This is a genomic window from uncultured Azonexus sp., assembly GCF_937982035.1.
Lineage (GTDB): Bacteria > Pseudomonadota > Gammaproteobacteria > Burkholderiales > Rhodocyclaceae > Azonexus.
In genome coordinates this window covers 86248-107005 of sequence record NZ_CALJNI010000002.1, presented here as the reverse complement: position 1 = coordinate 107005, position 20758 = coordinate 86248, and the positions used below count along the sequence as shown (strand labels likewise).

General features: G+C 63.7%; 19 protein-coding genes. 13 read left to right on the top strand and 6 right to left on the bottom strand.

The genetic code is table 11. The features are described 5' to 3' along the window. Positions 1-18 precede the first annotated feature (18 nt). The gene (gene rplS / locus Q0799_RS02240) at positions 19-390 is read left to right on the top strand and encodes a 50S ribosomal protein L19 (protein WP_298393730.1); all 372 of its coding nucleotides are present in this window, start codon (positions 19-21) and stop codon (positions 388-390) included. 124 nt (positions 391-514) lie between these two features. On the opposite strand, the gene folE2 is transcribed toward rplS, so the two are convergent. The 4 genes from folE2 to xseB are packed head-to-tail and all read right to left on the bottom strand — an operon-like array spanning position 515 to position 4303. Further along, on the bottom strand, positions 515-1309 hold the full coding sequence (folE2, locus tag Q0799_RS02235) for a GTP cyclohydrolase FolE2 (protein WP_298393729.1): 795 nt from the start codon (positions 1307-1309) through the stop codon (positions 515-517). Further along, the gene (gene dxs, locus Q0799_RS02230; protein WP_298393727.1) at positions 1306-3180 is read right to left on the bottom strand and encodes a 1-deoxy-D-xylulose-5-phosphate synthase; all 1875 of its coding nucleotides are present in this window, start codon (positions 3178-3180) and stop codon (positions 1306-1308) included. Before dxs ends, folE2 begins: the two co-directional genes overlap by 4 nt. 2 nt (positions 3181-3182) lie before the next feature. Beyond that, the gene (locus Q0799_RS02225) at positions 3183-4043 is read right to left on the bottom strand and encodes a farnesyl diphosphate synthase (RefSeq protein WP_298393766.1); all 861 of its coding nucleotides are present in this window, start codon (positions 4041-4043) and stop codon (positions 3183-3185) included. Between the two features lie 20 nt (positions 4044-4063). Continuing rightward, positions 4064-4303, bottom strand: a complete 240-nt coding sequence (gene xseB / locus Q0799_RS02220; RefSeq protein WP_028994676.1) for an exodeoxyribonuclease VII small subunit — start codon at positions 4301-4303, stop codon at positions 4064-4066. Positions 4304-4405: 102 nt separating this feature from the next. Between xseB and Q0799_RS02215 the strand changes: the two genes are divergently transcribed. From Q0799_RS02215 to Q0799_RS02195, 5 genes are all read left to right on the top strand, one after another. Next, complete coding sequence (locus Q0799_RS02215; RefSeq protein WP_298393724.1) at positions 4406-5542, top strand: aromatic ring-hydroxylating dioxygenase subunit alpha; 1137 nt, start codon at positions 4406-4408, stop codon at positions 5540-5542. A 75-nt stretch (positions 5543-5617) separates the two neighbouring features. Beyond that, the gene (locus Q0799_RS02210; RefSeq protein ID WP_298393722.1) at positions 5618-6469 is read left to right on the top strand and encodes a DMT family transporter; all 852 of its coding nucleotides are present in this window, start codon (positions 5618-5620) and stop codon (positions 6467-6469) included. Positions 6470-6500: 31 nt separating this feature from the next. Then, positions 6501-6851, top strand: a complete 351-nt coding sequence (locus tag Q0799_RS02205; RefSeq protein ID WP_298393720.1) for an STAS/SEC14 domain-containing protein — start codon at positions 6501-6503, stop codon at positions 6849-6851. Then, complete coding sequence (locus Q0799_RS02200) at positions 6848-7687, top strand: sulfurtransferase (RefSeq protein ID WP_298393718.1); 840 nt, start codon at positions 6848-6850, stop codon at positions 7685-7687. The genes Q0799_RS02205 and Q0799_RS02200 overlap by 4 nt, the downstream gene beginning before the upstream one ends. 150 nt (positions 7688-7837) lie before the next feature. Then, the gene (locus Q0799_RS02195; RefSeq protein ID WP_298393716.1) at positions 7838-11179 is read left to right on the top strand and encodes an EAL domain-containing protein; all 3342 of its coding nucleotides are present in this window, start codon (positions 7838-7840) and stop codon (positions 11177-11179) included. Positions 11180-11182: 3 nt separating this feature from the next. Here the strand turns inward: Q0799_RS02195 and queG are convergent, their stop codons facing one another. Next, positions 11183-12229: a tRNA epoxyqueuosine(34) reductase QueG gene (queG, locus tag Q0799_RS02190; protein ID WP_298393714.1), complete on the bottom strand. Its 1047-nt coding sequence runs from the start codon at positions 12227-12229 to the stop codon at positions 11183-11185. On the opposite strand from queG, the gene tsaE reads away from it, so the two are divergent. Then, complete coding sequence (tsaE, locus tag Q0799_RS02185; protein WP_298393713.1) at positions 12224-12739, top strand: tRNA (adenosine(37)-N6)-threonylcarbamoyltransferase complex ATPase subunit type 1 TsaE; 516 nt, start codon at positions 12224-12226, stop codon at positions 12737-12739. The genes queG and tsaE overlap by 6 nt on opposite strands. Next, a complete protein-coding gene (locus Q0799_RS02180; RefSeq protein WP_298393711.1) occupies positions 12673-13980 on the top strand; it encodes an N-acetylmuramoyl-L-alanine amidase in 1308 nt (435 codons plus the stop codon). The genes tsaE and Q0799_RS02180 overlap by 67 nt, the downstream gene beginning before the upstream one ends. Positions 13981-13996: 16 nt before the next feature. On the opposite strand, the gene Q0799_RS02175 is transcribed toward Q0799_RS02180, so the two are convergent. Continuing rightward, entirely contained in the window at positions 13997-15040 is a 1044-nt protein-coding gene (locus tag Q0799_RS02175; RefSeq protein ID WP_298393709.1) for a GGDEF domain-containing protein, read from the bottom strand. Between the two features lie 129 nt (positions 15041-15169). On the opposite strand from Q0799_RS02175, the gene Q0799_RS02170 reads away from it, so the two are divergent. The 5 genes from Q0799_RS02170 to ispH are packed head-to-tail and all read left to right on the top strand — an operon-like array spanning position 15170 to position 20733. Next, positions 15170-16090, top strand: a complete 921-nt coding sequence (locus Q0799_RS02170) for a bifunctional riboflavin kinase/FAD synthetase (protein WP_298393707.1) — start codon at positions 15170-15172, stop codon at positions 16088-16090. A 9-nt stretch (positions 16091-16099) separates the two neighbouring features. Further along, on the top strand, positions 16100-18913 hold the full coding sequence (gene ileS, locus Q0799_RS02165; protein ID WP_298393705.1) for an isoleucine--tRNA ligase: 2814 nt from the start codon (positions 16100-16102) through the stop codon (positions 18911-18913). Continuing rightward, positions 18906-19385, top strand: coding sequence for a signal peptidase II (lspA, locus tag Q0799_RS02160; protein ID WP_298393703.1), 480 nt, complete (start codon positions 18906-18908; stop codon positions 19383-19385). Before ileS ends, lspA begins: the two co-directional genes overlap by 8 nt. Then, on the top strand, positions 19382-19813 hold the full coding sequence (locus Q0799_RS02155) for an FKBP-type peptidyl-prolyl cis-trans isomerase (RefSeq protein ID WP_028994685.1): 432 nt from the start codon (positions 19382-19384) through the stop codon (positions 19811-19813). Before lspA ends, Q0799_RS02155 begins: the two co-directional genes overlap by 4 nt. Then, on the top strand, positions 19813-20733 hold the full coding sequence (gene ispH / locus Q0799_RS02150) for a 4-hydroxy-3-methylbut-2-enyl diphosphate reductase (RefSeq protein ID WP_298393700.1): 921 nt from the start codon (positions 19813-19815) through the stop codon (positions 20731-20733). Before Q0799_RS02155 ends, ispH begins: the two co-directional genes overlap by 1 nt. Positions 20734-20758: the final 25 nt, after the last annotated feature.

Below are 20758 nucleotides of genomic sequence, written 5' to 3'. Positions count from 1 at the left end.
TTATAAAAAGGATCTCACATGAACCTGATTCAACAGCTGGAACAAGAAGAAATCGCCCGCCTGGGCAAGACCATTCCCGACTTCGCACCGGGCGACACCGTTGTCGTTCAAGTGAAGGTCAAGGAAGGCAACCGCGAGCGTCTGCAGGCTTACGAAGGCGTCGTCATCGCCAAGCGTAACCGTGGCCTGAACTCGAACTTCATCGTCCGCAAGATTTCTTCGGGCGAAGGCGTCGAGCGTACCTTCCAGACCTATTCGCCGCTGGTTGCGTCGATCGAACTCAAGCGTCGCGGTGACGTCCGTCGCGCCAAGCTGTACTACCTCCGCGACCGTTCGGGCAAGTCCGCACGCATCAAGGAAAAGCTGCCGGCGAAGAAGGCTTCCGCCTGATCGACGGTTTGCTGCAGGACATGAAAAGGGGCTTCGGCCCCTTTTTTTCGTCTACGGAAAATGCCGGGCAACAAAAAAAGAGGCCGTAGCCTCTTTGGGATGAATCCGGGGCAGACCGCGGCAGTCAGCCGTTTTTCTTGTCCCGCTCGATCAGCGCATACGCCGAGTGGTTGTGGATCGATTCGAAATTTTCCGATTCGACGACGTAGGCGTCGATGCGCGGCTCGGCGTTGAGGCGGGCGGCGACGTCGCGGACCATGTCCTCGACGAACTTGGGGTTGTCGTAGGCACGTTCGGTGACGTATTTTTCGTCCGGGCGCTTCAGCAGACCGAACAGTTCGCAGGAGGCCTCGGACTCGACCAGTTGCACCAGCTCCTCGATCCAGACGAAATCGTTGGTGCGGGCGGTGACGGTGACGTGCGAGCGCTGGTTGTGGGCGCCGCGTTCGGAAATCTTCTTCGAGCACGGGCACAGGCTGGTGACCGGGACGACGACCTTGGTCGAGGTGACGATCTCACCGTTCTTGATGTCGCCGATGAAGGTGACGTCGTAGTCCATCAGGCTCTGCACGCCGGAGATCGGCGCCGTCTTGTTGATGAAGTAGGGGAAGTTCATCTCGATGTGGCCGGTTTCGGCTTCGAGCTTGACGATCATGTCCTGGAGCATGGCCGGGAAGTTCTCGACCGAGATCTCGCGTTCGTGGCTGTTCAGGATTTCCACGAAGCGCGACATGTGCGTGCCCTTGAAGTTGTGCGGCAGGCCGACGTACATGTTGAAGACGGCGATGGTGTGCTGGACGCCGGCGGCCTTGTCGCCGACTTTGACCGGGTGGCGGATCGACTTGATGCCAACCTTGTTGATGGCGATCTGGCGGGTGTCGGCGGAGTTCTGGACGTCAGGGATGCTGGTAGTGGTCATTGTGCTGTTCTGTCGGGTGATTGATTGGCCAGGCGTTCGCGCACACTGCGCACGATGCCGTCCTTGTCGAGGCCGAGCTCGGCGAGGAGCTGACCCTGTTCGCCATGATCGATGAAACGATCCGGCAGGCCGAGACGCAGCACGGCCACGTTCAACCCGCGTTCGGCCAGCACCCGCTCGATTTCCGAGCCGGCACCGCCAATCACGGCATTCTCTTCGATGCTGACGAGCAGCGAATGGTTCCCCGCCAGCTCGACAATCAGTTCGATGTCGAGCGGCTTGACGAAGCGCATGTTGGCGACCGTCGCGTCGAGCACCTTGCCGGCGGCTTCGGCGGCGGCGACCAGGCTGCCGAAGGCAAGCAGGGCGACGCCCTGGCCGCGACGGCGGATTTCACCCTTGCCCAGTGGCAGCGTGTCGAGTTCGCCCGACGGCAGCGTACCGGTGCCGCCGCCGCGCGGGTAGCGAACCAGGCTGGGGCCGTCATGGGCGAAGGCGGTGGATAGCAGACGCCGGCATTCGGCTTCGTCGGCGGGGGTCATCACCACCATGTTCGGGATGCAGGCGGCGAAGGACAGGTCGAAGGTGCCGTGATGGGTCGGGCCGTCGGCACCAACCAGGCCGCCACGGTCGACGGCGAAGACGACCGGCAGGTTCTGCAGGGCGACGTCGTGGATCAACTGGTCGTAGGCGCGCTGCAGGAAGGTCGAGTAGATGGCGACGACCGGCTTCAGTCCTTCGCAGGCCAGTCCGGCGGCGAAGGTCACGGCGTGCTGCTCGGCGATGCCGACATCGTGGTAACGGTCGGCGAATTCGCTGGCGAAGCGGACCATGCCGGAACCTTCGCGCATCGCCGGGGTGATCGCCACCAGGCGCGAATCGGCGCGCGCCATGTCGCACAGCCAGTCACCGAAGACCTGGGTATAGGTCAGCTTGCCGCCGCCCTTGCCGCTGGCGATGCCCTGGTCGGCGGAGAACTTGCCGACGCCGTGGTAGAGGATGGGGTCGCTCTCGGCCAGCTTGTAGCCCTGGCCCTTCTTGGTGATCACGTGCAGGAACTTCGGGCCCTTGAGTTGCTTGAGGTTCTCCAGCGTCGGGATCAGCGCGTCGAGGTCGTGGCCGTCGATGGGGCCGTAGTAATGGAAACCGAATTCCTCGAACAGCGTGCCCGGGGCGATCATGCCCTTGACGTGCTCCTCGGCGCGGCGCGCCAGTTCGAGCAGCGGCGGGGCGAAGCCGAGCATGTGCCGGCCGGCCTCGCGGGCGGCGTTGTAAGTCTTGCTCGAGGTCAGACGGGTCAGGATGTTGTTCAGCGCGCCGACCGGCGGCGAGATCGACATCTCGTTGTCGTTGAGGATGACCAGCATGTCGGTCTCGCCGACGCCGGCGTTGTTCATGGCCTCGAAGGCCATGCCGGCCGACATCGCGCCGTCGCCGATGATGGCGACGACCTTGCGCGCCTCGCCCTTAAGGCGGGCGGCGTGGGCCATGCCCAGCGCGGCCGAGATCGAGGTCGACGAGTGACCGACGCCGAAGGTGTCGTATTCGCTCTCGCAACGTTTGGGGAAACCGGCGATGCCGTGGCGCATGCGCAGCTTGTCCATGCCCTGGCGGCGGCCGGTCAGAATCTTGTGCGGGTAGCACTGGTGGCCGACGTCCCAGACCAGGCGGTCGGCCGGTGTGTCGAAGACGGCATGCAGCGCGATGGTCAGTTCGACGGTGCCGAGGTTGGACGACAGGTGGCCGCCGGTCTGCGACACCGATTCGATCAGGAATTCGCGCAGTTCGCCGGCAAGCTGGGGCAGTTGCTTGCGTTCCAGCCGACGCAGGTCGGCCGGGCTGTCGATGGTTTCCAGCAGCGGGTAGCTCATGGTCAGAATTGGCGGTGGCAGATGAAATCGGCCAGTTGGGTCAGGCGGCTGGCACGCTCGCCGAAAATGGACAGCGCCGACAGGGCTTCGGTTCGCAATTCCTCGGCGTAGGCGCGGGCGCGCTCCAGGCCGAGCAGGGCGACGTAGGTCGGTTTGTCGGCAGCTTCGTCCTTGCCGGCGGTCTTGCCGAGCGTGGCGGTGCTGGCGGTGCAGTCAAGGATGTCGTCGACAACCTGGAAGAGCAGGCCGGCGCGTTTGGCGAAACGGTCGAGACCGGCGCGTTCGTCGGCCGACAGCGGCTGGCCGGCCAAGGCGCCGAGCATGACTGCGGCGCGGATCAGGGCGCCGGTCTTGAGCGCGTGCATCAGTTCGAGTTCGGCCTGTTCGAGCGGTTTGCCGACCGAAGCCAGGTCGATGGCCTGACCGCCGGCCATGCCGCGCGAGCCGCTGGCGTGGGCGAGCAGGGCGATCATTTCGAGCTGGCGCTCACCGAGCGGCTGGCTGGCCAGCAGTTCGAAGGCCAGTGTCTGCAGGCTGTCGCCGACCAGCAGCGCGGTCGGTTCGTCGTATTCAACGTGGCAGGTCGGCCGGCCGCGGCGCAGCACGTCGTCGTCCATGCACGGCAGGTCGTCGTGCACCAGCGAGTAGGCGTGGATCAGCTCGACCGCGCAGGCGACGACATCGAGTTTGTCCGGGGTGGCGCCGGTCAGTTCGCCGGCGGCGAAGGCGAGCAGCGGCCGCACACGCTTGCCGCCGCCGAGTGTGGCGTAGCGCATGGCCTCGTGCAGGCGTTGCGGGATCATCTCGCCGGCCGGCAGGAGGCGGCTCAGGGCGGATTCGGTGCGGGCCTGGGTGGCGGCCATCCAGTCAGCAAAAGGAATGCTCACTGCGCCTCCAGGGTTTTGCGGTCGATTTCCCGCGCTTCACCGTTCTCGATGATGCGAATCTGTTCCTCGGCGCGCTCGAGTTGCGCCTGACAGTGACGGATCAGCGCCATGCCGCGCTGGTGGGCGGCGATCGAGGCTTCGAGTTCGAGCTGGCCGCCTTCCATGCCGGAGACGATGGCCTCAAGTTCAGCCAGTGCGGTCTCGAATTTCAGGTCGGCGATCGACGTCGGATCCATGTCACACAGTCTTGGGGAAACGCGTGAAAATACTCCATCCGGGGTATTTCGGTCAAATTTCAGGATAAAATCAATATCCTTTTAACCCGCTGGAGGCTTGGAATGTCCGACATGGCGACTTCGTCCCGGTTGGCCCCTGCAGTTTCCCAACTGCCGGTGGACTGGTACTTCGATGAACGGATTTACGCGCTGGAGAAGAAACTCATCTTCGATGCCGGTCCGGGCTACGTCGGCCACCAGTTGATGGTGCCCGAAGCGGGGGATTACCGTACCCAGGAATGGAAGGACCATGGCCAGATGCTGCTCAACGGCGGCGCGGTCGGACCGAATGCCGGCATCTGGCAGATGTCCAACGTCTGCCGCCATCGTCAGGCGATCATGCTGCAGGGCGCCGGCAAGCTTGAAGGGCCGGTGGTCTGCCCGATCCACCGGTGGACCTACGAGCAATCCGGCGAACTGATCGGGGCGCCGCACTTCCCGCAGAATCCCTGCCTGAACCTCGACAAGGTCAAGCTGGAAAACTGGAACGGCCTGCTGTTCAAGGGCCCGCGTTCGGCCAACGCCGATCTGGCCGGCATGACCACCGCGCGCGACCTCGACTTCTCCGGTTACAAGCTCGACCACGTCGAGATGCACGAGTGCAATTACAACTGGAAGACCTTCATCGAGGTCTATCTGGAGGACTACCACGTCGTCCCCTACCATCCGGGTCTGGGCAATTTCGTCACCTGCGACGATCTGACCTGGCAGTTCGGCGACTGGTATTCGGTGCAGAAGGTCGGCATCACCTCGCTGCTCAAGGAATCCTCGTCGGCCGTGTACAACCGCTGGCAGAAGGTCGTTCGCGAGTACTACGGCGACCGCGGGCAGACGCCGCCGCAAGGCGCGATCTGGCTGACCTACTACCCGAACATCATGGTCGAGTGGTATCCGCACGTGCTGGTCGTGTCGACGCTGATCCCGATGGGCGTGGACAAGACGATGAACGTCGTCGAGTTCTACTACCCCGAGGAAATCGTCGATTTCGAACGCGAGTTCATCGAGGCCGAACGTGCCGCCTACATGGAAACCGCGATCGAGGACGACGACATCGGCGAGCGCATGGACCGTGGCCGCAAGGCGCTGCTGGCCGCAGGCAAGAACGAGGTCGGCCCGTACCAGAGCCCGATGGAAGACGGCATGCAGCACTTCCACGAGTTTTACCGCCGGATCATGCAGAAGGACATTGAAGCACGTTGAGTTCCCGTTGAATTCACGCTGCCGATGAGGGCGCCGGGGTAAAATCCGGCGCCCTTCGTATTTTCGAGTTCCCGCATGCAATCCCTGTGGATGATCGCCGCCAGCTTCCTGTTCGCCTGCATGGGCGTCTGCGTCAAGCTCGCGGCCGAAACCCACAATGCGGTCGAAATCACCTTCTGGCGCAGTGCCATCGCCCTGCTGCTGATGTATGGCCTGGTCCGCCTGCGCGGCGTGTCGCTGCGCACGCCGCACTGGCGCTGGCAGATCACGCGCGGGGTGGTCGGCTTCTCGGCGCTGTTCTCCTATTTTTATGCGATCACGCTGCTGCCGCTGGCGACGGCGGTGACGCTCAACTACACCTCGGCCATCTTCCTGGCGCTCTATCTGGTACTGGCCGGCTGGCGCATGCGTACCGGCATGCTCGGTGCGCTGGCGATCGGCCTGGCCGGGGTCGTCCTGCTGCTCAAGCCGACCTTGCACGAAGATCAACTGGTCGGCGGCTTGATCGGCCTCGGTTCGGGCGTCCTGGCCGGCATGGCCTACTTCAGCGTGCGCGAACTTGGCGCACGCGGCGAACCGGAAACGCGCACCGTCTTCTACTTCTCGCTGGTGGCCACCGTCTGTTCCGCGATCTGGCTGGCTTTCGGCGAAATCAACCCGGTCGATGCCGACAGCGGCCTGATCCTGTTCGGCGTCGCCGCTTTTGCCACGCTCGCCCAACTGGCCATGACCCGCGCCTATTCGCGCGGCAAGACGCTGATGTCGGCGGCGCTGGCCTACTCCACGGTGATCTTCTCCAGCCTCGCCGGCATGCTGTTCTGGGGCGAAGTCCTGCCGGCATCGGCATGGGCGGCGATCGGCCTGATCATCCTGTCGGGCATTGCGGCGACGCATTTTTCGCGTGCCAGCCCGGTGGAGCAGGATTAAACTGGACCCAGAACAACAAAGGAGCAAGACCATGATCGTCATCGACCATAAAGGCCACCGCGTCAATGTTTCCGTCTTCGGCGAGTTCACGCTGGCGGATTACCGGGAGTTCGAGGAAGTCGTCAATTACAAGATCAAGTTCGAGGGGCCCGTCGACCTGTTCTTCGACCTGACCAAGATGGGTACGCTGACGCTCGACGTGGCCTGGGAAGAGGTCAAGTTCTCGCGCGCCCACGCCAACGATTTCAACCGCGTGGCGGTCGTTACCGACAGCGAGTGGGTGACCTGGAGCGCCTGGATTTCGCAGACCTTCGTCAATGCCGACGTGCAGGTCTTCGACGATGCGGCAGCCGCCGACGAGTGGCTGGAGAGCGAGGCTTGAGTTTCGGCACGCTGGTTTCCGTCGCCCAGTTGCAGGCGCAACTGGGCAATCCCGACTGGTGCGTCATCGATGTCCGCCATCAACTGGCCGACGTTGCCTACGGCGAGCGGGCTTATGCCGAAGCCCACATTCCGGGCGCCCACTTCCTGCATTGCGACCGCGATCTGTCCGGGCCGACGACCGGCGGTAACGGTCGCCACCCGCTGCCCGATCCGCAGTTGCTGGCCGACCGTCTGGGCAGCATCGGCGTCGGCCGACAGACCCAGGTGGTGGTGTATGACGACGCCCAGGGCATGATTGCCGGCCGGCTGTGGTGGTTGTTGCGCTGGCTCGGTCACGACGCCGTGGCCGTACTCGACGGTGGCTGGCAGGACTGGCTGGCGGCCGGCGCGGCGGTCGATGCCGTGCCGCCCGTGGCTAAGCCCCGCGAATTCACCCCGGTGACGCGCAATTTTGCCGTCGACGCGCAGTTCGTCCGCCGCATGCTGGATTCGCCCTCGATGCGACTGGTCGATGGCCGGGCCAGTGACCGCTTCCGTGGCGAGAACGAGACCATCGACCCGGTCGGCGGTCATATTCCCGGCGCGGTCAATCGTTTCTTCCGCGACAACCTTGCCGCCGACGGTCACTTCAAGCCGGCCGGCGAACTGGCCGCCGAGTGGCAGTCCATCCTTGGCGGGCTTGCTCCCGAGCAGTTGGTGCATTACTGCGGTTCCGGCGTCTCCGCCTGTCACAACCTGCTGGCCATGGAAATTGCCGGCCTGTCCGGGGCCCGGTTGTATGGCGGCTCGTGGAGCGAATGGTGCGCCGATCCGGCGCGGCCGGTGGCGCGCTGACCCGACGGCGTCGTGCCGATCGGGGTAATGGCATGTTTGCCGCCGTGGTGGAGAAAAAGAGTGCTGGAGTTTTTGTATGAGCCCATGAAGAATGTGGCCTTTCCCGGCAACTCACCGCAACTCATGCCAGTGTTACCTTTTTTCCGGCGCGTGCTTCTCCTGCTCGCGTGCCTCCTGTCTGTTGCGCCGGCATTGGCCGAAGCGCCGCCGAAATCGGTGCGCGTGGTGCTGGACGACAACTACCCGCCCTACGTGTTCCGGGGGGCGGATGGTTCGGTGCAGGGGATCCTCCCCGAACTCTGGCAGCTCTGGGCAAGGCACACCGGGATTGCCGTGGAACTGCAGGCCATGGACTGGGCCAGGGCGCTCGAGACGATGGCCGGCGGCCACGCCGACATCATCGATACCATCTTCCGCACCGAGGCGCGCGAGAAGTTGTACGACTTTTCCAAGCCCTACGCCGCCATCGAGGTCTCGCTTTTCTTCCACAAAAGCATCAGCGGCATCGCCGATGCCGAGTCGGCCCGGGGTTTCACCATTGGCGTCAAGGATGGCGATGCCTGCATCGATTACCTGAAGACAAAGGGCATCAGCGACTTCAAGCGCTATCCCAGTTACGAGTCGATGGTCAAGGTGGCGGTGCAGCACGGTGTCCGTGTCCTGTGCATCGATCAGCCGCCCGCCCATTATTTTTTCCTGCGCGATGGTGCGCACGAAGAGTTTTTGCATTCGCCTGCGCTGTATACGGGTGAATTTCACCGGGCGGTGGCCAAGGGGCGTACGGATCTTCTGGAAATCGTCGAATCGGGATTTGCCGGGATCGACGCTGTCGAACGGGCGGCCATCGAACGTCGCTGGCTGGGTGAGCCTCTGACTGACAGCCTTTGGGTTCGCTATGCCCGACCCCTGGCGTATGCGGTAATCGGGCTTTGCCTGCTGATCGTTGCCCTGTTTGCCTGGACCCGGATACTGCGCCGCCAGGTCGCTGAACGGACCGGCGAGTTGAGTCGGACGCTGCTTTCCCTGCGTCAGACCGAGGAGCGTTTCCATACGCTGTTCGAACAGGCCAACGACGCGATATTCATCATGCAGGGGGACGTGGTGCTCGACTGCAACCGGCGGGCGGAGAGCCTGTACCATATGCCGCGGGAAAAGCTGGTCGGCATGACGCCGATGGTCGCCTCACCCGAATTCCAGCCGAATGGCCGTCCGTCGCAGGAAGTGCTGCGGGAAATGCTGCAGAAGGCCCATGACGGCGAGTCGGTCGTTTTCGAGTGGCGAAACCTGTACGAGGACGGTTCACCGCTGGATGTCGAGGTCAGCCTCAACCGCATCGATTACGCCGGTGAGGCATGCTTGCAGGCGATCGTCCGCGATGTCACCGAACGCAAGCAGAAGGATATCCGTATCCGCGAATTGCTCGACGAGCAGCGCCTGATTTTCGACAACGCACACGTCGGCATCCTGCTGTTGCGCAATCGGCGGATCATCAAGTGCAATCAGCGTATCGCCGAGATGTTCGGTTTTGCCGGCCCGCAAGAGCTGGAAGGCCAGACCACCGAGGTGCTCTACGGTTCGCGGGAACATTTCGAGGCCGCCGGGCGGGCGGGTTATCCGCTGCTGGCGGCCAATGGCTTTGCCAACTTCGAAACGGAAATGCACCATCGCGACGGCACGGCGATGTGGGTCATGCAGACCGGACGGCCGCTGGATCGTGATGCCGTGCTGGAGGCGCCCTCGATCTGGGTTTATACCGACATCACCGAACGCAAGCGGGTCGAGGTCGATCTGCGCATCGCCGCGGCGGCGTTCGAGTCGCAGGAAGGCATGGTGATCACCGATGCGCGTGGCATCATTCTGCGGGTCAATCAGGCCTTCGTCGAAAGTACCGGTTACCGGGCCGATGAGGTCGTTGGCCAGACGCCGCGAATGTTCAAGTCGGGGCGCCATGATGCTGCCTTCTACCGCGACATGTGGGCGGCGATCATCGAAAATGGCAGCTGGCAGGGCGAGGTCTGGGATCGGCGGAAGAATGGCGAGATCTATCCGAAATGGCTGACCATCTCGGCGGTGAAGGACGATGCCGGCGTGGTCACTCATTACATCGGCACGCATTTCGACATCACCGAACGCAAGAAGGCCGAGGAAAAGATCGAGGCGCTGGCCTTCAACGACCAGCTGACCGGGCTGGCCAACCGCTTCAGCCTGAACGAAAGGCTGTCGCAGGTACTCGGGCTGGCGGCCCGCAATGGCAAGCAGGTGGCCTTGCTGATGATCGATCTCGACAATTTCAAAACGATCAACGACACGCTCGGCCATCAGATCGGCGACCTGCTGTTGATCAAGTTGGCGCAGCGCCTGGGCAAAACCGTTCGCCAGAGCGACCTGGTGGCCCGGCTGGGCGGCGACGAATTCGTCGTCGTGCTGTCCGACCTCGATTCGCCGGCCGACGCCGCCCACGTCGCCGACAAGATACTGTCGGTCGTCGCCAAGCCCTATACGCTGGATGGCAACGAGTTGCGCAGCAGTGCCAGCATCGGCATCTGCCTCTATCCCGATGACGCGGAAGAAAGTGCGGACTTGATGCAGAAGGCCGATGCCGCGATGTATCACGCCAAGGCCAGCGGTCGCGGCAACTACCAGTTCTTCAAGGCCGAGATCCAGCTGGCCGCGGTCAAGCGGCTGGCCATCGAATCCGATCTGCGCAAGGCCATCGAGCAGCGCCAGTTCCTGCTGCACTACCAGCCGCAACTCGATCTGCGCAGCGGTCGCGTGGTCGGGGTCGAGGCCCTGATCCGCTGGCAGCATCCGGAACGCGGCCTGGTCTCGCCGATGGAGTTCATTCCGATTGCCGAGGAGACCGGTCTGATCCTGCCGATCGGCGACTGGGTCCTGGAGCATGCCTGCCGGCAACTGGCCATCTGGCAAAGCCATGGGATCGCGCATGTGCGGATGTCGGTCAACCTGACCGCCAGCCAGTTTCTCAATCGTGCGCTGCCGGATCGTATCCAGGCCTTGTTGCGCCAGTACGGGCTGGAATCCGAAATGATGACCCTCGAAGTCACCGAGTCGATGTCGATGGCCGATCCGGACCAGACCATCGCCTCCATGAACGAACTGACCGGTTGCGGCCTGTCGCTGGCCATCGACGATTTCGGCACCGGTTATTCCTCGCTCGCCTATCTGAAGCTGTTCCCGGTCAGCACGCTGAAGATCGACCGCTCCTTCGTCAAGGATATCGAAAGCGACCAGAACGACGCCGATATCTGCGACGTGACCGTGCTGCTCGCGCACAAGCTCGGGCTCGATGTCGTTGCCGAAGGTGTCGAAACCGAGGCGCAGCTGAAATACCTGCTGTCCATCGGTTGCGAGAAAATCCAGGGCTACCTGATCAGCAAGCCCCTGCCGGCTGATGACGTGGAGCAGTTCATTCGCGACAATCCGCCGATGACCGGCCTGGGGACGACGGATTTGTGGGACACCGCTGAATAGCTTTTACCCGGCGATCTGCGCCAGTGCCCAGGCAACATGTTCGCGAACCAGTGCCGACGGATGGTCGGCCCGGGTTTCCAGCGCCTGGATCGCGGCCGCCGTAGCCGGACCGTTGCCCAGCGCCACGGCAATGTTGCGCAGCCAGCGCGGGTGACCGATGCGGCGGATCGGGTTGCCGGCCAGTCGCGTGTCGAATTGCTGTTCGTTCCAGGCAAACAGCTCGATCAGCGTGGCCGAGTCGAGGCCGTGGCGTGGGGCGAATTCCGGGTCGCCGAGCCGGGCGAAGCGGTTCCACGGGCAGCAGGTCTGGCAGTCGTCGCAGCCGTAGATGCGGTTGCCGATCAGCGGCCGGAGTTCCAGCGGAATGGCGCCGGCCAGTTCGATGGTCAGGTAGGAAATGCAGCGCCGGGCATCGACGACGTAGGGCTGGACGATGGCGCCGGTCGGGCAGGCGTCGAGGCAGGCACGACAGGTGCCGCAGTGCTCGTCGACCGGCGCATCGGGCGGTAGCGGCAGGTCGCAGTAGATTTCGCCGAGAAAGCGCCACGAACCCTGTTTCGACAAGAGTAGCGTGTGCTTGCCGCGCCAGCCGAGGCCGGCCTGGCTGGCGTATTCGACCTCCATCACCGGTGCCGAGTCGGAGAACACCCGGTAGCCGAAGGGGCCGGCCAGTTCGGCGATGGCGTCGGCCAGTTTCTGCAGCCGGCTGCGCACCACCTTGTGGTAATCGCGTCCCTGGGCGTAGCGGGAAATGGCCGCCTGGCCGGGGGCGTCGGCCGTCCGATCGTGCGGCAGGTAGTCGATGGCGGCGGAAATCACCGTGATCGTGCCGGCCTGCAGTTGCTGTGGCTGGGCGCGCAGTTCGAGGTGGCGCGCCATATAATCCATCTCCCCGTGCATGCCGGCGGCCAGCCATGCACGCAGCCGGTCGACGGCCGCGCCCGGTTCGGCGCGGGCCACGCCGATGTCGGCAAAACCCAGTTCCCGGCCGAGTTCGCGGATGCGCGCCTTGATGGCGGCGTGGTCCAGTTTGGAGTCCTGATCATGCATGGCACGGATGTTACCGCCCTTTTCGATTTGCCCGACGAAGCGGCAACGCAGGAACTCGGCAAAAATCTCGCGCAGACGCTGGTGCCCGGCCTGGTGATCTTCCTCGAAGGCGACCTCGGTGCTGGCAAAACCACGCTGGCGCGCGCCATGATCCGCGCCCTCGGACACACCGGTCCGGTGAAGAGTCCGACCTACGCTTTGGTTGAAGTTTACGTAGTTTCGAGTTTATACTTGTATCACTTTGATTTTTATCGCTTCGAGTCACCAGAGGAGTTCCTCGATGCGGGGTTTGGCGAATACTTCAACGAAGCTTCCGTCTGTCTGGTCGAATGGCCTGACAAGGCAGCGGGCTGCGTGCCATCGCCGGACCTGCGCATACACTTGCGGCACGCCGGGTCCGTGCGTGTCGCAGAACTCGCAGCTTCGTCCGAAAGGGGGGCGTCATGCATAAGGACACTCGCCTCGATCCGCGCCGCCGGCAACTCCTGCGCTACGCCGGATCAGCCCTAGTTCTCTCGGTTACGCCGCTGGCGGGGATTGCCGCCAACCGTCCCAGCATCATCGCCGTGCGTATCTGGCCGGCCGAGGATTACACGCGGGTCACGCTGGAACACGACGCACCGCTCAAGTTCACCCATTTCGCCATTGAAAATCCGGATCGCCTGGTTGTCGATATCGAAGGCGTGGAATTCAACAGTGTGCTCGAAAGCCTGGCCGGCAAGGTCGCCGAGCACGATCCCTACATCAAGCTGCTACGCGCGGGGCGTTTCAAGCCCGGCGTCGTCCGTCTGGTCATGGAGCTGAAGACCAAGGTCAAGCCGCAGGTCTTTTCACTGGCGCCGGTTGCCGAATACGGTCACCGTCTGGTGCTCGATGTTTACCCGGAAAATCCGGCCGATCCCTTGATGGCGCTGTTGCAGGGCAGGCAGGATGCGGTCGAGCCGCTGCGCCTGGACGAAGAGTTGGTCAGTCGCCAGCCAGAGCCGGCGAAGCCGCAGTCGGCGGGGCGCTCCGGCAAGCCGGCGGTCAACCGGCTGGTCACCATCATGCTCGACCCCGGTCATGGCGGCGAAGATCCCGGTGCGGTCGGCAAGCGCGGGACCTATGAAAAGAACGTGACGCTGGCGATTGCGCAGCGCCTGAAAAAGCGCATCGATGCCGAGCCGAACATGCGCGCGGTGCTGACCCGCGACGGCGATTTCTTCGTCCCGCTGCATGTCCGTGTGCAGAAGGCGCGTCGCATTCAGGCCGACCTGTTCCTGTCGATTCACGCCGATGCCTGGATCAAGCCGGATGCCCGCGGGTCGTCGGTTTATGTGCTGTCCGAGCAGGGGGCGACGAGTACGCAGGCCCGCTTGCTGGCGCAGAAGGAAAACAACGCCGACCTGATCGGCGGGGTCAATCTGGCCAAGACCAAGGACGTGTTCCTGGCCCGCACGCTGCTCGATCTGTCGCAGACGGCAACGATCAACGACAGTCTGAAACTGGGCAAATACCTGCTCGGCGAACTGGGTTCGATCAATCGCCTGCACAAGGCGCATGTCGAGCAGGCCGGCTTTGCCGTGCTCAAGGCACCGGATATTCCGTCGGCGCTGATCGAGACGGCGTTCATTTCCAATCCGGAAGAGGAACTACGGCTGAAGGACGAGGCTTACCAGGAACAGATGGCCGACGCCCTGATGCGTGGCATCCGCGAGTACTTCGTCAAGCATCCCCCGGGGCCGAAGGCCGGCAGCGGCCGCGCCAGCTGATCGCCGACACGCAACGTCAGAACAGTTCGACTTCGCCCTTGGCGATTTCGCGGGCGGCGAGCCGACCGTCGGTAATCAGCTGTTCGTAGCAGGCCACCTGGTTGCGACCGTTGCGCTTGGCGTAGTAGAGCGCTTCGTCGGCGCGTTCGATGACGTCGGTCGGCGTGTCGCAGCTGAGCAACTGGCTGAAGCCGATGCTGACGGTGACGTGCCCGACCCGGCTGAAAACGGTTTTTTCCACGTCGCTGCGGAAGCGGTCCAGCGTTGCCTGCGCCGAAGCGCGGTCGGTCGGCTGCAGTAGCGCAACGAATTCCTCGCCGCCGAAGCGGAACAGCTGGTCGTCGAAACGGAAGCTCTGGCGCATCACCTGCGACAGCATGATCAGCACTTCATCGCCGATCAGGTGGCCGAAGTTGTCGTTGATGCGCTTGAAATGGTCGATGTCGCAGACGGCCAGCCAGTGGTTGCTGTCCGGCGCCAGCGCGCGACGGGCGAATTGGTGGTCATTGCCGAGCAGTTCGTCGGAAGCCGCTTGGCCGAGCAGTTCGAACAGGTGCTTGTCGAAGGTCTTGCGACTGGCCAGTCCGGTGAGGGTATCGGCTTCGCCGTAGTCGAGCAGGGCGATATGGTTGCCGAAATACTCGATCAGCCCCATCAGCGTGACGCGGCGGTCGGCCGAGAACTCGTCCGAGAGGACCAGATCGATGAAATAGATCGGCTCGTCCAGGCGCAGTACCGGGAAGATCACCCGGTGCGAGCCGTCTTCCTGGTAGTCGAGCACCGCCGACAACTCCTTGCGGCATTGCCGGAGCAGCGGATCGCGATCGATCGGCTGGCAGAAGTGATGATCGGGCAGGTAGGCGTTGCGCAGGAACTGGCCTTGCGGGCCATAACCGGCGCAGGCGAAGACGATGGTCTTGCGCTTGCCGGTGTAGCAGCGATAAATGGTCAGGCGCTCGGGCGCAAACAAATCCATCAGCGCATCGACCATGGCGGAATTGATTTCGGTGCGGTCGCGCCGCGCAGAAATCCTTACGACATGGTTGATCAGTCCCAGCATGGTTGATGGCAGACAAAACGATCGCTTGATTATAGCCACAGCCTGCTTGCCAAGGGGCTGTTTTTTCGTGGATTTGCCCGGAAAACCGGGGTGTCCCGGTATAATCGCGGTTTTTTGCAGCAGCATCCGATGCGCGTTTTTCGCGGTTATTCCCGTCCTGTTCCGGCCCCCGTTGCACTGGCTATCGGCAATTTCGATGGCGTGCATCTCGGTCATGCCGCGCTGATCGGCCGGCTGGTCGACGTTGCCGGGCAGCGCGGGGTGGTGCCGACGGTGCTCAGCTTCGAGCCGCATCCGCGTGAGTTCTTCGCACCCGAATCGGCCCCGGCCCGGCTCAGCACCTTCCGCGAGAAACTCGAACTGCTGGCCGACAGCGGCATTGCTCAGGCGATGATCTGCCCCTTCAATCGCGCTTTCGCCGCCCTGAGCGCCGAACAGTTCATTGAGGCGGTGCTGGTTCGCGGGCTGCAGGTCAGGCATCTGGTGATCGGTGACGATTTCCGCTTCGGCAAGGGGCGGGGTGGCGATTTTGCCATGCTGCAGGCGGCCGGCGCGCGTCACGGCTTCACCGTCGAGGCGATGGGCAGCGTCGTCGTCGATGGCGAGCGGGTTTCCAGTTCCGGCGTGCGCCGGGCGCTGGCCGACGGCGACATGGCGCATGCGGCGAAACTGCTCGGGCGCCCGTACATGATGGACGGCCAGGTCGTGCACGGCCAGAAGCTCGGCCGTCAGCTCGGTTTCGCCACGGCCAACCTGCGCATCAAGCACAACCCGTTGCCGATGACCGGTGTTTTCGCGGTCGAGGTTGCCGGTCTCGGCGACCAAGCCTTGCCCGGTGTCGCCAATCTCGGCATCCGGCCGACCGTCGGCGGCACGCGGCCCTTGCTCGAAGTGCATCTGTTCGACTTCGACCGCGACATCTACGGCGCCCACATTTCGGTGCGTTTCGTGCACAAGCTGCGCGACGAGCAACGTTTTCCCAATTTCGACGCCCTCAAGGCGCAGATCGCGGCCGATGCCGCGGCGGCGCGGGCTTTCTTCAAGCGGTGAGCAAGCAAAATGGCTGATTACAAAGATACGCTGAACCTTCCCGACACCCCGTTCCCGATGCGCGGCGACCTGCCCAAGCGCGAGCCGCAATGGGTCGCCCAGTGGCAGGAGAAGCAGCTCTACCGGAAGATCCGCGAAATCTGCGCCGGCCGGCCGAAATTCATCCTGCACGACGGCCCGCCGTATGCCAACGGCGATATCCACATCGGCCACGCGGTCAACAAGGTGCTGAAGGACATCATCGTCCGTTCGAAGACCCTGGCTGGCTTCGATGCGCCCTATGTGCCCGGCTGGGACTGCCACGGCATGCCGATCGAGATCCAGATCGAGAAGACGCACGGCAAGAACATCCCGCGCGAACAGGTGCAGAAACTGGCGCGCGCCTACGCCGGCGAGCAGATCGAACGCCAGAAGAAGGACTTCATCCGCCTGGGCGTGCTCGGCGAATGGGACAACCCGTACAAGACGATGAACTTCAAGACCGAGGCCGACGAGATCCGGGCACTCGCCCAGATGGTCAAGCGCGGCTTCGTCTATCGCGGCCTGAAGCCGGTGAACTGGTGCTTCGACTGCGGTTCGGCGCTGGCCGAGGCGGAAGTCGAATACCAGGACAAGAAGTCGCCGGCCATCGACGTCGCCTTCGCCGCCGCCGAGCGCGACAAGCTGGCGGCCGCCTTCGGCCTCAAGGAATTGCCGGCCGGTGAGGCCTACGCGCTGATCTGGACGACGACGCCGTGGACCATCCCCGGCAACCAGGCGCTCAACGCCCACCCGGAAATCACCTATCACCTGGTGCAGACCGAGAAGGGCTGCCTGATCCTCGCCGCCGACCTGCAGGAAGCCTGCCTCGCCCGCTACGGCCTGACCGGCACCACCGTCGCCGCCTGCAAGGGCGCGGCGCTCGAGCGCATCGCCTTCCGCCATCCGCTCTACGACCGCCTGTCGCCGGTCTTCCTCGGCGACTACGTGACGCTCGACGCCGGTACCGGCATCGTCCATTCGGCGCCGGCCTATGGTCTGGAAGACTTCCAGTCGTGCAAGAACTACGGCATGCACAACGAGCAGATCCTGACGCCGGTGCAGGGCGACGGCACCTTTGCCGCCGACCTGCCGTTTTTCGGCGGCCTGAACGTGTGGAAGGCCAACCCGGTCATCGTCGACAAGCTGGCCGAAGTCGGCGCGCTGCTCAAGCACGCGACCATCGAGCACAGCTACATGCACTGCTGGCGCCACAAGACGCCGCTGATCTACCGCGCCACCAGCCAGTGGTTCGTGCGCATGGATACGCCGGATGTCGATAGCCAGGGCGTCGCCGCCACCGAACCGGCCGGCCACACGCTGCGCGAAGCCGCGCTGCAGGGCGTCGAGGACACCGCCTTCTATCCCGCCTGGGGCAAGAACCGCCTGCACGCGATGATCGCCAACCGCCCGGACTGGTGCATCTCGCGCCAGCGCAATTGGGGCGTACCGCTGCCCTTCTTCACCCACAAGGCGACCGGCGAACTGCATCCGAACACGCTCGAGCTGATGGAAGCCGTGGCGAAGCGTGTGGAGCAGGGCGGCATCGAAGCGTGGACGCAACTGGATGCCGCCGAACTGCTCGGCGCTGACGCCGCCGACTACGTCAAGACCACCGATATCCTCGACGTCTGGTTCGATTCCGGCACCACGCACATGAGCGTCATGCGGGGCTCGCACGGCGAGCTGGGCTGGCCGGCCGACCTTTACCTGGAAGGCTCCGACCAGCACCGCGGCTGGTTCCATTCCTCGCTGCTGACCGGTGCCGCGATCGACGGCCGTGCCCCGTACAAGGCACTGCTGACGCATGGCTTCGTCGTCGACGGCAAGGGCCACAAGATGTCCAAATCCAAGGGCAACGTCATCGCCCCGCAGCAGGTGTCGGACAAGATGGGCGCCGACATCCTGCGCCTGTGGGTCGCTTCCACCGATTATTCCGGTGAGCTGACCATTTCGGACGAAATCCTCAAGCGCGTCGTCGAAGGCTATCGCCGCATCCGCAACACGCTGCGCTTCCTGCTGGCCAACGTCTCCGACTTCGACGCCGCGGCCGACATGCTGCCGGCCGACCAGTGGCTGGAGATCGACCGCTACGCGTTGGCGCTGACCCGCCAGTTGCAGGAGACTTGCCAGGGCGAATACGAGCGCTTCGAGTTCCACCGCGTGGTCCAGGCGCTGCAAGGTTTCTGCTCGGAAGATCTCGGCGGTTTCTACCTCGACATCCTCAAGGACCGCCTGTACACGACGGCGCCGAAATCGGTCGCCCGCCGTTCGGCGCAGTCGGCGCTGTGGCACATCACCCAGGCCTTCGTCCGTCTGCTGGCACCGATCACCGCCTTCACCGCCGAGGAAGTCTGGGCGGTGCTGACCGGCAACGCCGACGACTCGGTGATGTTCCAGCAGTGGCACCAACTGCCGGAACAGGCCAATGAAATCGAATTGCTGGGGAAGTGGGCCATCGTCCGCGAAGTCCGCAACGACGTGACCAAGGCACTGGAGGCCCGCCGCGAAGCCGGCGAGATCGGTGCTGCGCTGCAGGCAGCCGTCGAAATCCGCTGCGCCGGCGACAAGTTTGCCGCGCTGTCTTCGCTCGGCGACGACCTGAAGTTCATCTTCATCTGCTCGGCCACTGCGCTGATCGAATCCGCCGAGGAATCCGTCACCGCCACGCCGCTGGCCCACGCCAAGTGCGAGCGCTGCTGGCACGTGCGCGAGGATGTCGGCGCCGATCCGGCGCATCCCGGCCTGTGCGGGCGCTGCGTCAGCAACCTGCACGGCGACGGCGAGGCGCGCACGCATGCCTAAGACGCAGCACTGGTATGCGCTGGCCGGCCTGATCGTCGTCCTCGACCAGATCAGCAAGTGGGTCGTGCTCGGGACCATCGCGCCGGGCGAGGTGATCTACGTCGCGCCGTTCTGGAACTGGGTGCTGACCTTCAACCCGGGCGCGGCATTCAGCTTCCTCGCCGACCAGCCGGGCTGGCAGCGCTGGTTCTTCACCATCCTGGCGCTCGGCGTTTCCGGCTGGATCGCCTTTGAACTGAAGAAACACCCGGAACAGAAGCTGATGGCGCTGGCGCTGACCCTGGTCATGGGCGGCGCGCTCGGCAACGTCATCGACCGCGTGCGTTTCGGCGCCGTCGTCGATTTCATCCAGTGGCACGCCGCCGGTTTCTACTGGCCGGCGTTCAACGTCGCCGATTCGGCGATCAGTGTTGGCGCGGTGCTGTTGATCATCGCCTCGCTGACCCATAAAGAACAGAAAGAAAACGCATGAGCACCACCGTCCGCCCCGACAGCTACCTGACCCTGCATTACCGCGTCACCGCCCTCGATGGTGAGGAATTCCTGTCGACCTTCGACATGAGCCCGGCGACGCTGCAGATGGGTAGCGGCCAGCTTGCCGAAAACCTCGAAAGCGTGCTGCTTGGCCTGAATGCCGGCGAGCATTACGTGTTCGAACTGGAACCGGAACAGGCCTTCGGCGTGCATAACGAACGCCTGGTCGAGCGCATCGCCCGTAGCGGTCTGCCTGCCGGCATGGAACTCAAGGAGAATTCCGTCGTCGAATTCACCGCGCCCAACGGCGCGACCTTCGCTGGTTTCCTGCGCGAGCTCGATGAAACCAGCGCCCTGTTCGACTTCAATCACCCGATGGCGGGCAAGACGATCCGTTTCGAGGTGAAAATCATCGGAATCATGTAATGCAGGTCATCCTTGCCAATCCCCGCGGCTTCTGCGCCGGTGTCGAACGCGCCATCACCATCGTCGAGCGTGCGCTGGAAAAATTCGGCGCGCCGATCTACGTCCGCCACGAGGTCGTGCACAACAAGTTCGTCTGTGACGACCTGCGCGCCAAGGGGGCTGTGTTCATCGAGGAACTCGACGAGGCGCCGGCCGGCAGCACGGTGATTTTCAGCGCCCACGGTGTTTCGAAAGCGGTTCGCGCCGAAGCCGAGGCGCGCGGCCTGAAAGTGTTCGACGCCACCTGTCCGCTGGTCACCAAGGTCCATGTCGAGGTCGGCAAGATGCGCGGCCAGACGCGCGAAGTCGTCATGATCGGCCATAAGGGGCATCCCGAGGTCGAAGGCACGATGGGCCAGAGCGAAGCCGGCATGTACCTGGTCGAAACCGTCGACGACGTGGCAAAGCTGACGGTCGAATCGCCCGAACAGCTTTCCTACGTGACTCAGACCACGCTGTCGATGGACGATGCCCAGATCGTCATCAATGCCCTGAAACAGCGATTTCCCCTGATCCAGGGGCCGAAGAAGGACGATATCTGCTATGCCACCCAGAACCGGCAGGACGCGGTCAAGGTGCTGGCCGGGCAATGTGATCTGGTGCTGGTCGTCGGCAGTCCCAACAGTTCCAACTCACGCCGCCTGAAGGAAGTTGCCGCGGGTCGAGGGATCGAGTCCTACCTGATTGACGGTGCTGCCGAAATCGACGAATCCTGGCTGGCCGGCAAGCAACGCGTCGGCGTTACCGCCGGTGCATCCGCGCCCGAGGTGCTGGTTCAGGAAGTCGTTGCCCGTATCCGCCAACTCTCTGGCGCCGAAGTGGCGCAACTGGCGGGGGTTGAGGAGGGGGTGTCGTTTGCGTTGCCGAGGCAACTTGCTTGACGTGAATACGTACCGTTGGTGCGTT

Excerpts from the sequence above, each read along its gene's own strand:
- rplS (WP_298393730.1), top strand. The coding sequence starts at position 19 with ATGAACCTGATTCAACAGCTGGAACAAGAAGAAATCGCCCGCCTGGGC.
- folE2 (WP_298393729.1), bottom strand. The coding sequence starts at position 1,309 with ATGACCACTACCAGCATCCCTGACGTCCAGAACTCCGCCGACACCCGC.
- dxs (WP_298393727.1), bottom strand. The coding sequence starts at position 3,180 with ATGAGCTACCCGCTGCTGGAAACCATCGACAGCCCGGCCGACCTGCGT.
- Q0799_RS02225 (WP_298393766.1), bottom strand. The coding sequence starts at position 4,043 with ATGGCCGCCACCCAGGCCCGCACCGAATCCGCCCTGAGCCGCCTCCTG.
- xseB (WP_028994676.1), bottom strand. The coding sequence starts at position 4,303 with ATGGATCCGACGTCGATCGCCGACCTGAAATTCGAGACCGCACTGGCT.
- Q0799_RS02215 (WP_298393724.1), top strand. The coding sequence starts at position 4,406 with ATGTCCGACATGGCGACTTCGTCCCGGTTGGCCCCTGCAGTTTCCCAA.
- Q0799_RS02210 (WP_298393722.1), top strand. The coding sequence starts at position 5,618 with ATGCAATCCCTGTGGATGATCGCCGCCAGCTTCCTGTTCGCCTGCATG.
- Q0799_RS02205 (WP_298393720.1), top strand. The coding sequence starts at position 6,501 with ATGATCGTCATCGACCATAAAGGCCACCGCGTCAATGTTTCCGTCTTC.
- tsaE (WP_298393713.1), top strand. The coding sequence starts at position 12,224 with ATGCATGGCACGGATGTTACCGCCCTTTTCGATTTGCCCGACGAAGCG.
- queG (WP_298393714.1), bottom strand. The coding sequence starts at position 12,229 with ATGCATGATCAGGACTCCAAACTGGACCACGCCGCCATCAAGGCGCGC.
- Q0799_RS02180 (WP_298393711.1), top strand. The coding sequence starts at position 12,673 with ATGCATAAGGACACTCGCCTCGATCCGCGCCGCCGGCAACTCCTGCGC.
- Q0799_RS02175 (WP_298393709.1), bottom strand. The coding sequence starts at position 15,040 with ATGCTGGGACTGATCAACCATGTCGTAAGGATTTCTGCGCGGCGCGAC.
- Q0799_RS02170 (WP_298393707.1), top strand. The coding sequence starts at position 15,170 with ATGCGCGTTTTTCGCGGTTATTCCCGTCCTGTTCCGGCCCCCGTTGCA.
- ileS (WP_298393705.1), top strand. The coding sequence starts at position 16,100 with ATGGCTGATTACAAAGATACGCTGAACCTTCCCGACACCCCGTTCCCG.
- lspA (WP_298393703.1), top strand. The coding sequence starts at position 18,906 with ATGCCTAAGACGCAGCACTGGTATGCGCTGGCCGGCCTGATCGTCGTC.
- Q0799_RS02155 (WP_028994685.1), top strand. The coding sequence starts at position 19,382 with ATGAGCACCACCGTCCGCCCCGACAGCTACCTGACCCTGCATTACCGC.
- ispH (WP_298393700.1), top strand. The coding sequence starts at position 19,813 with ATGCAGGTCATCCTTGCCAATCCCCGCGGCTTCTGCGCCGGTGTCGAA.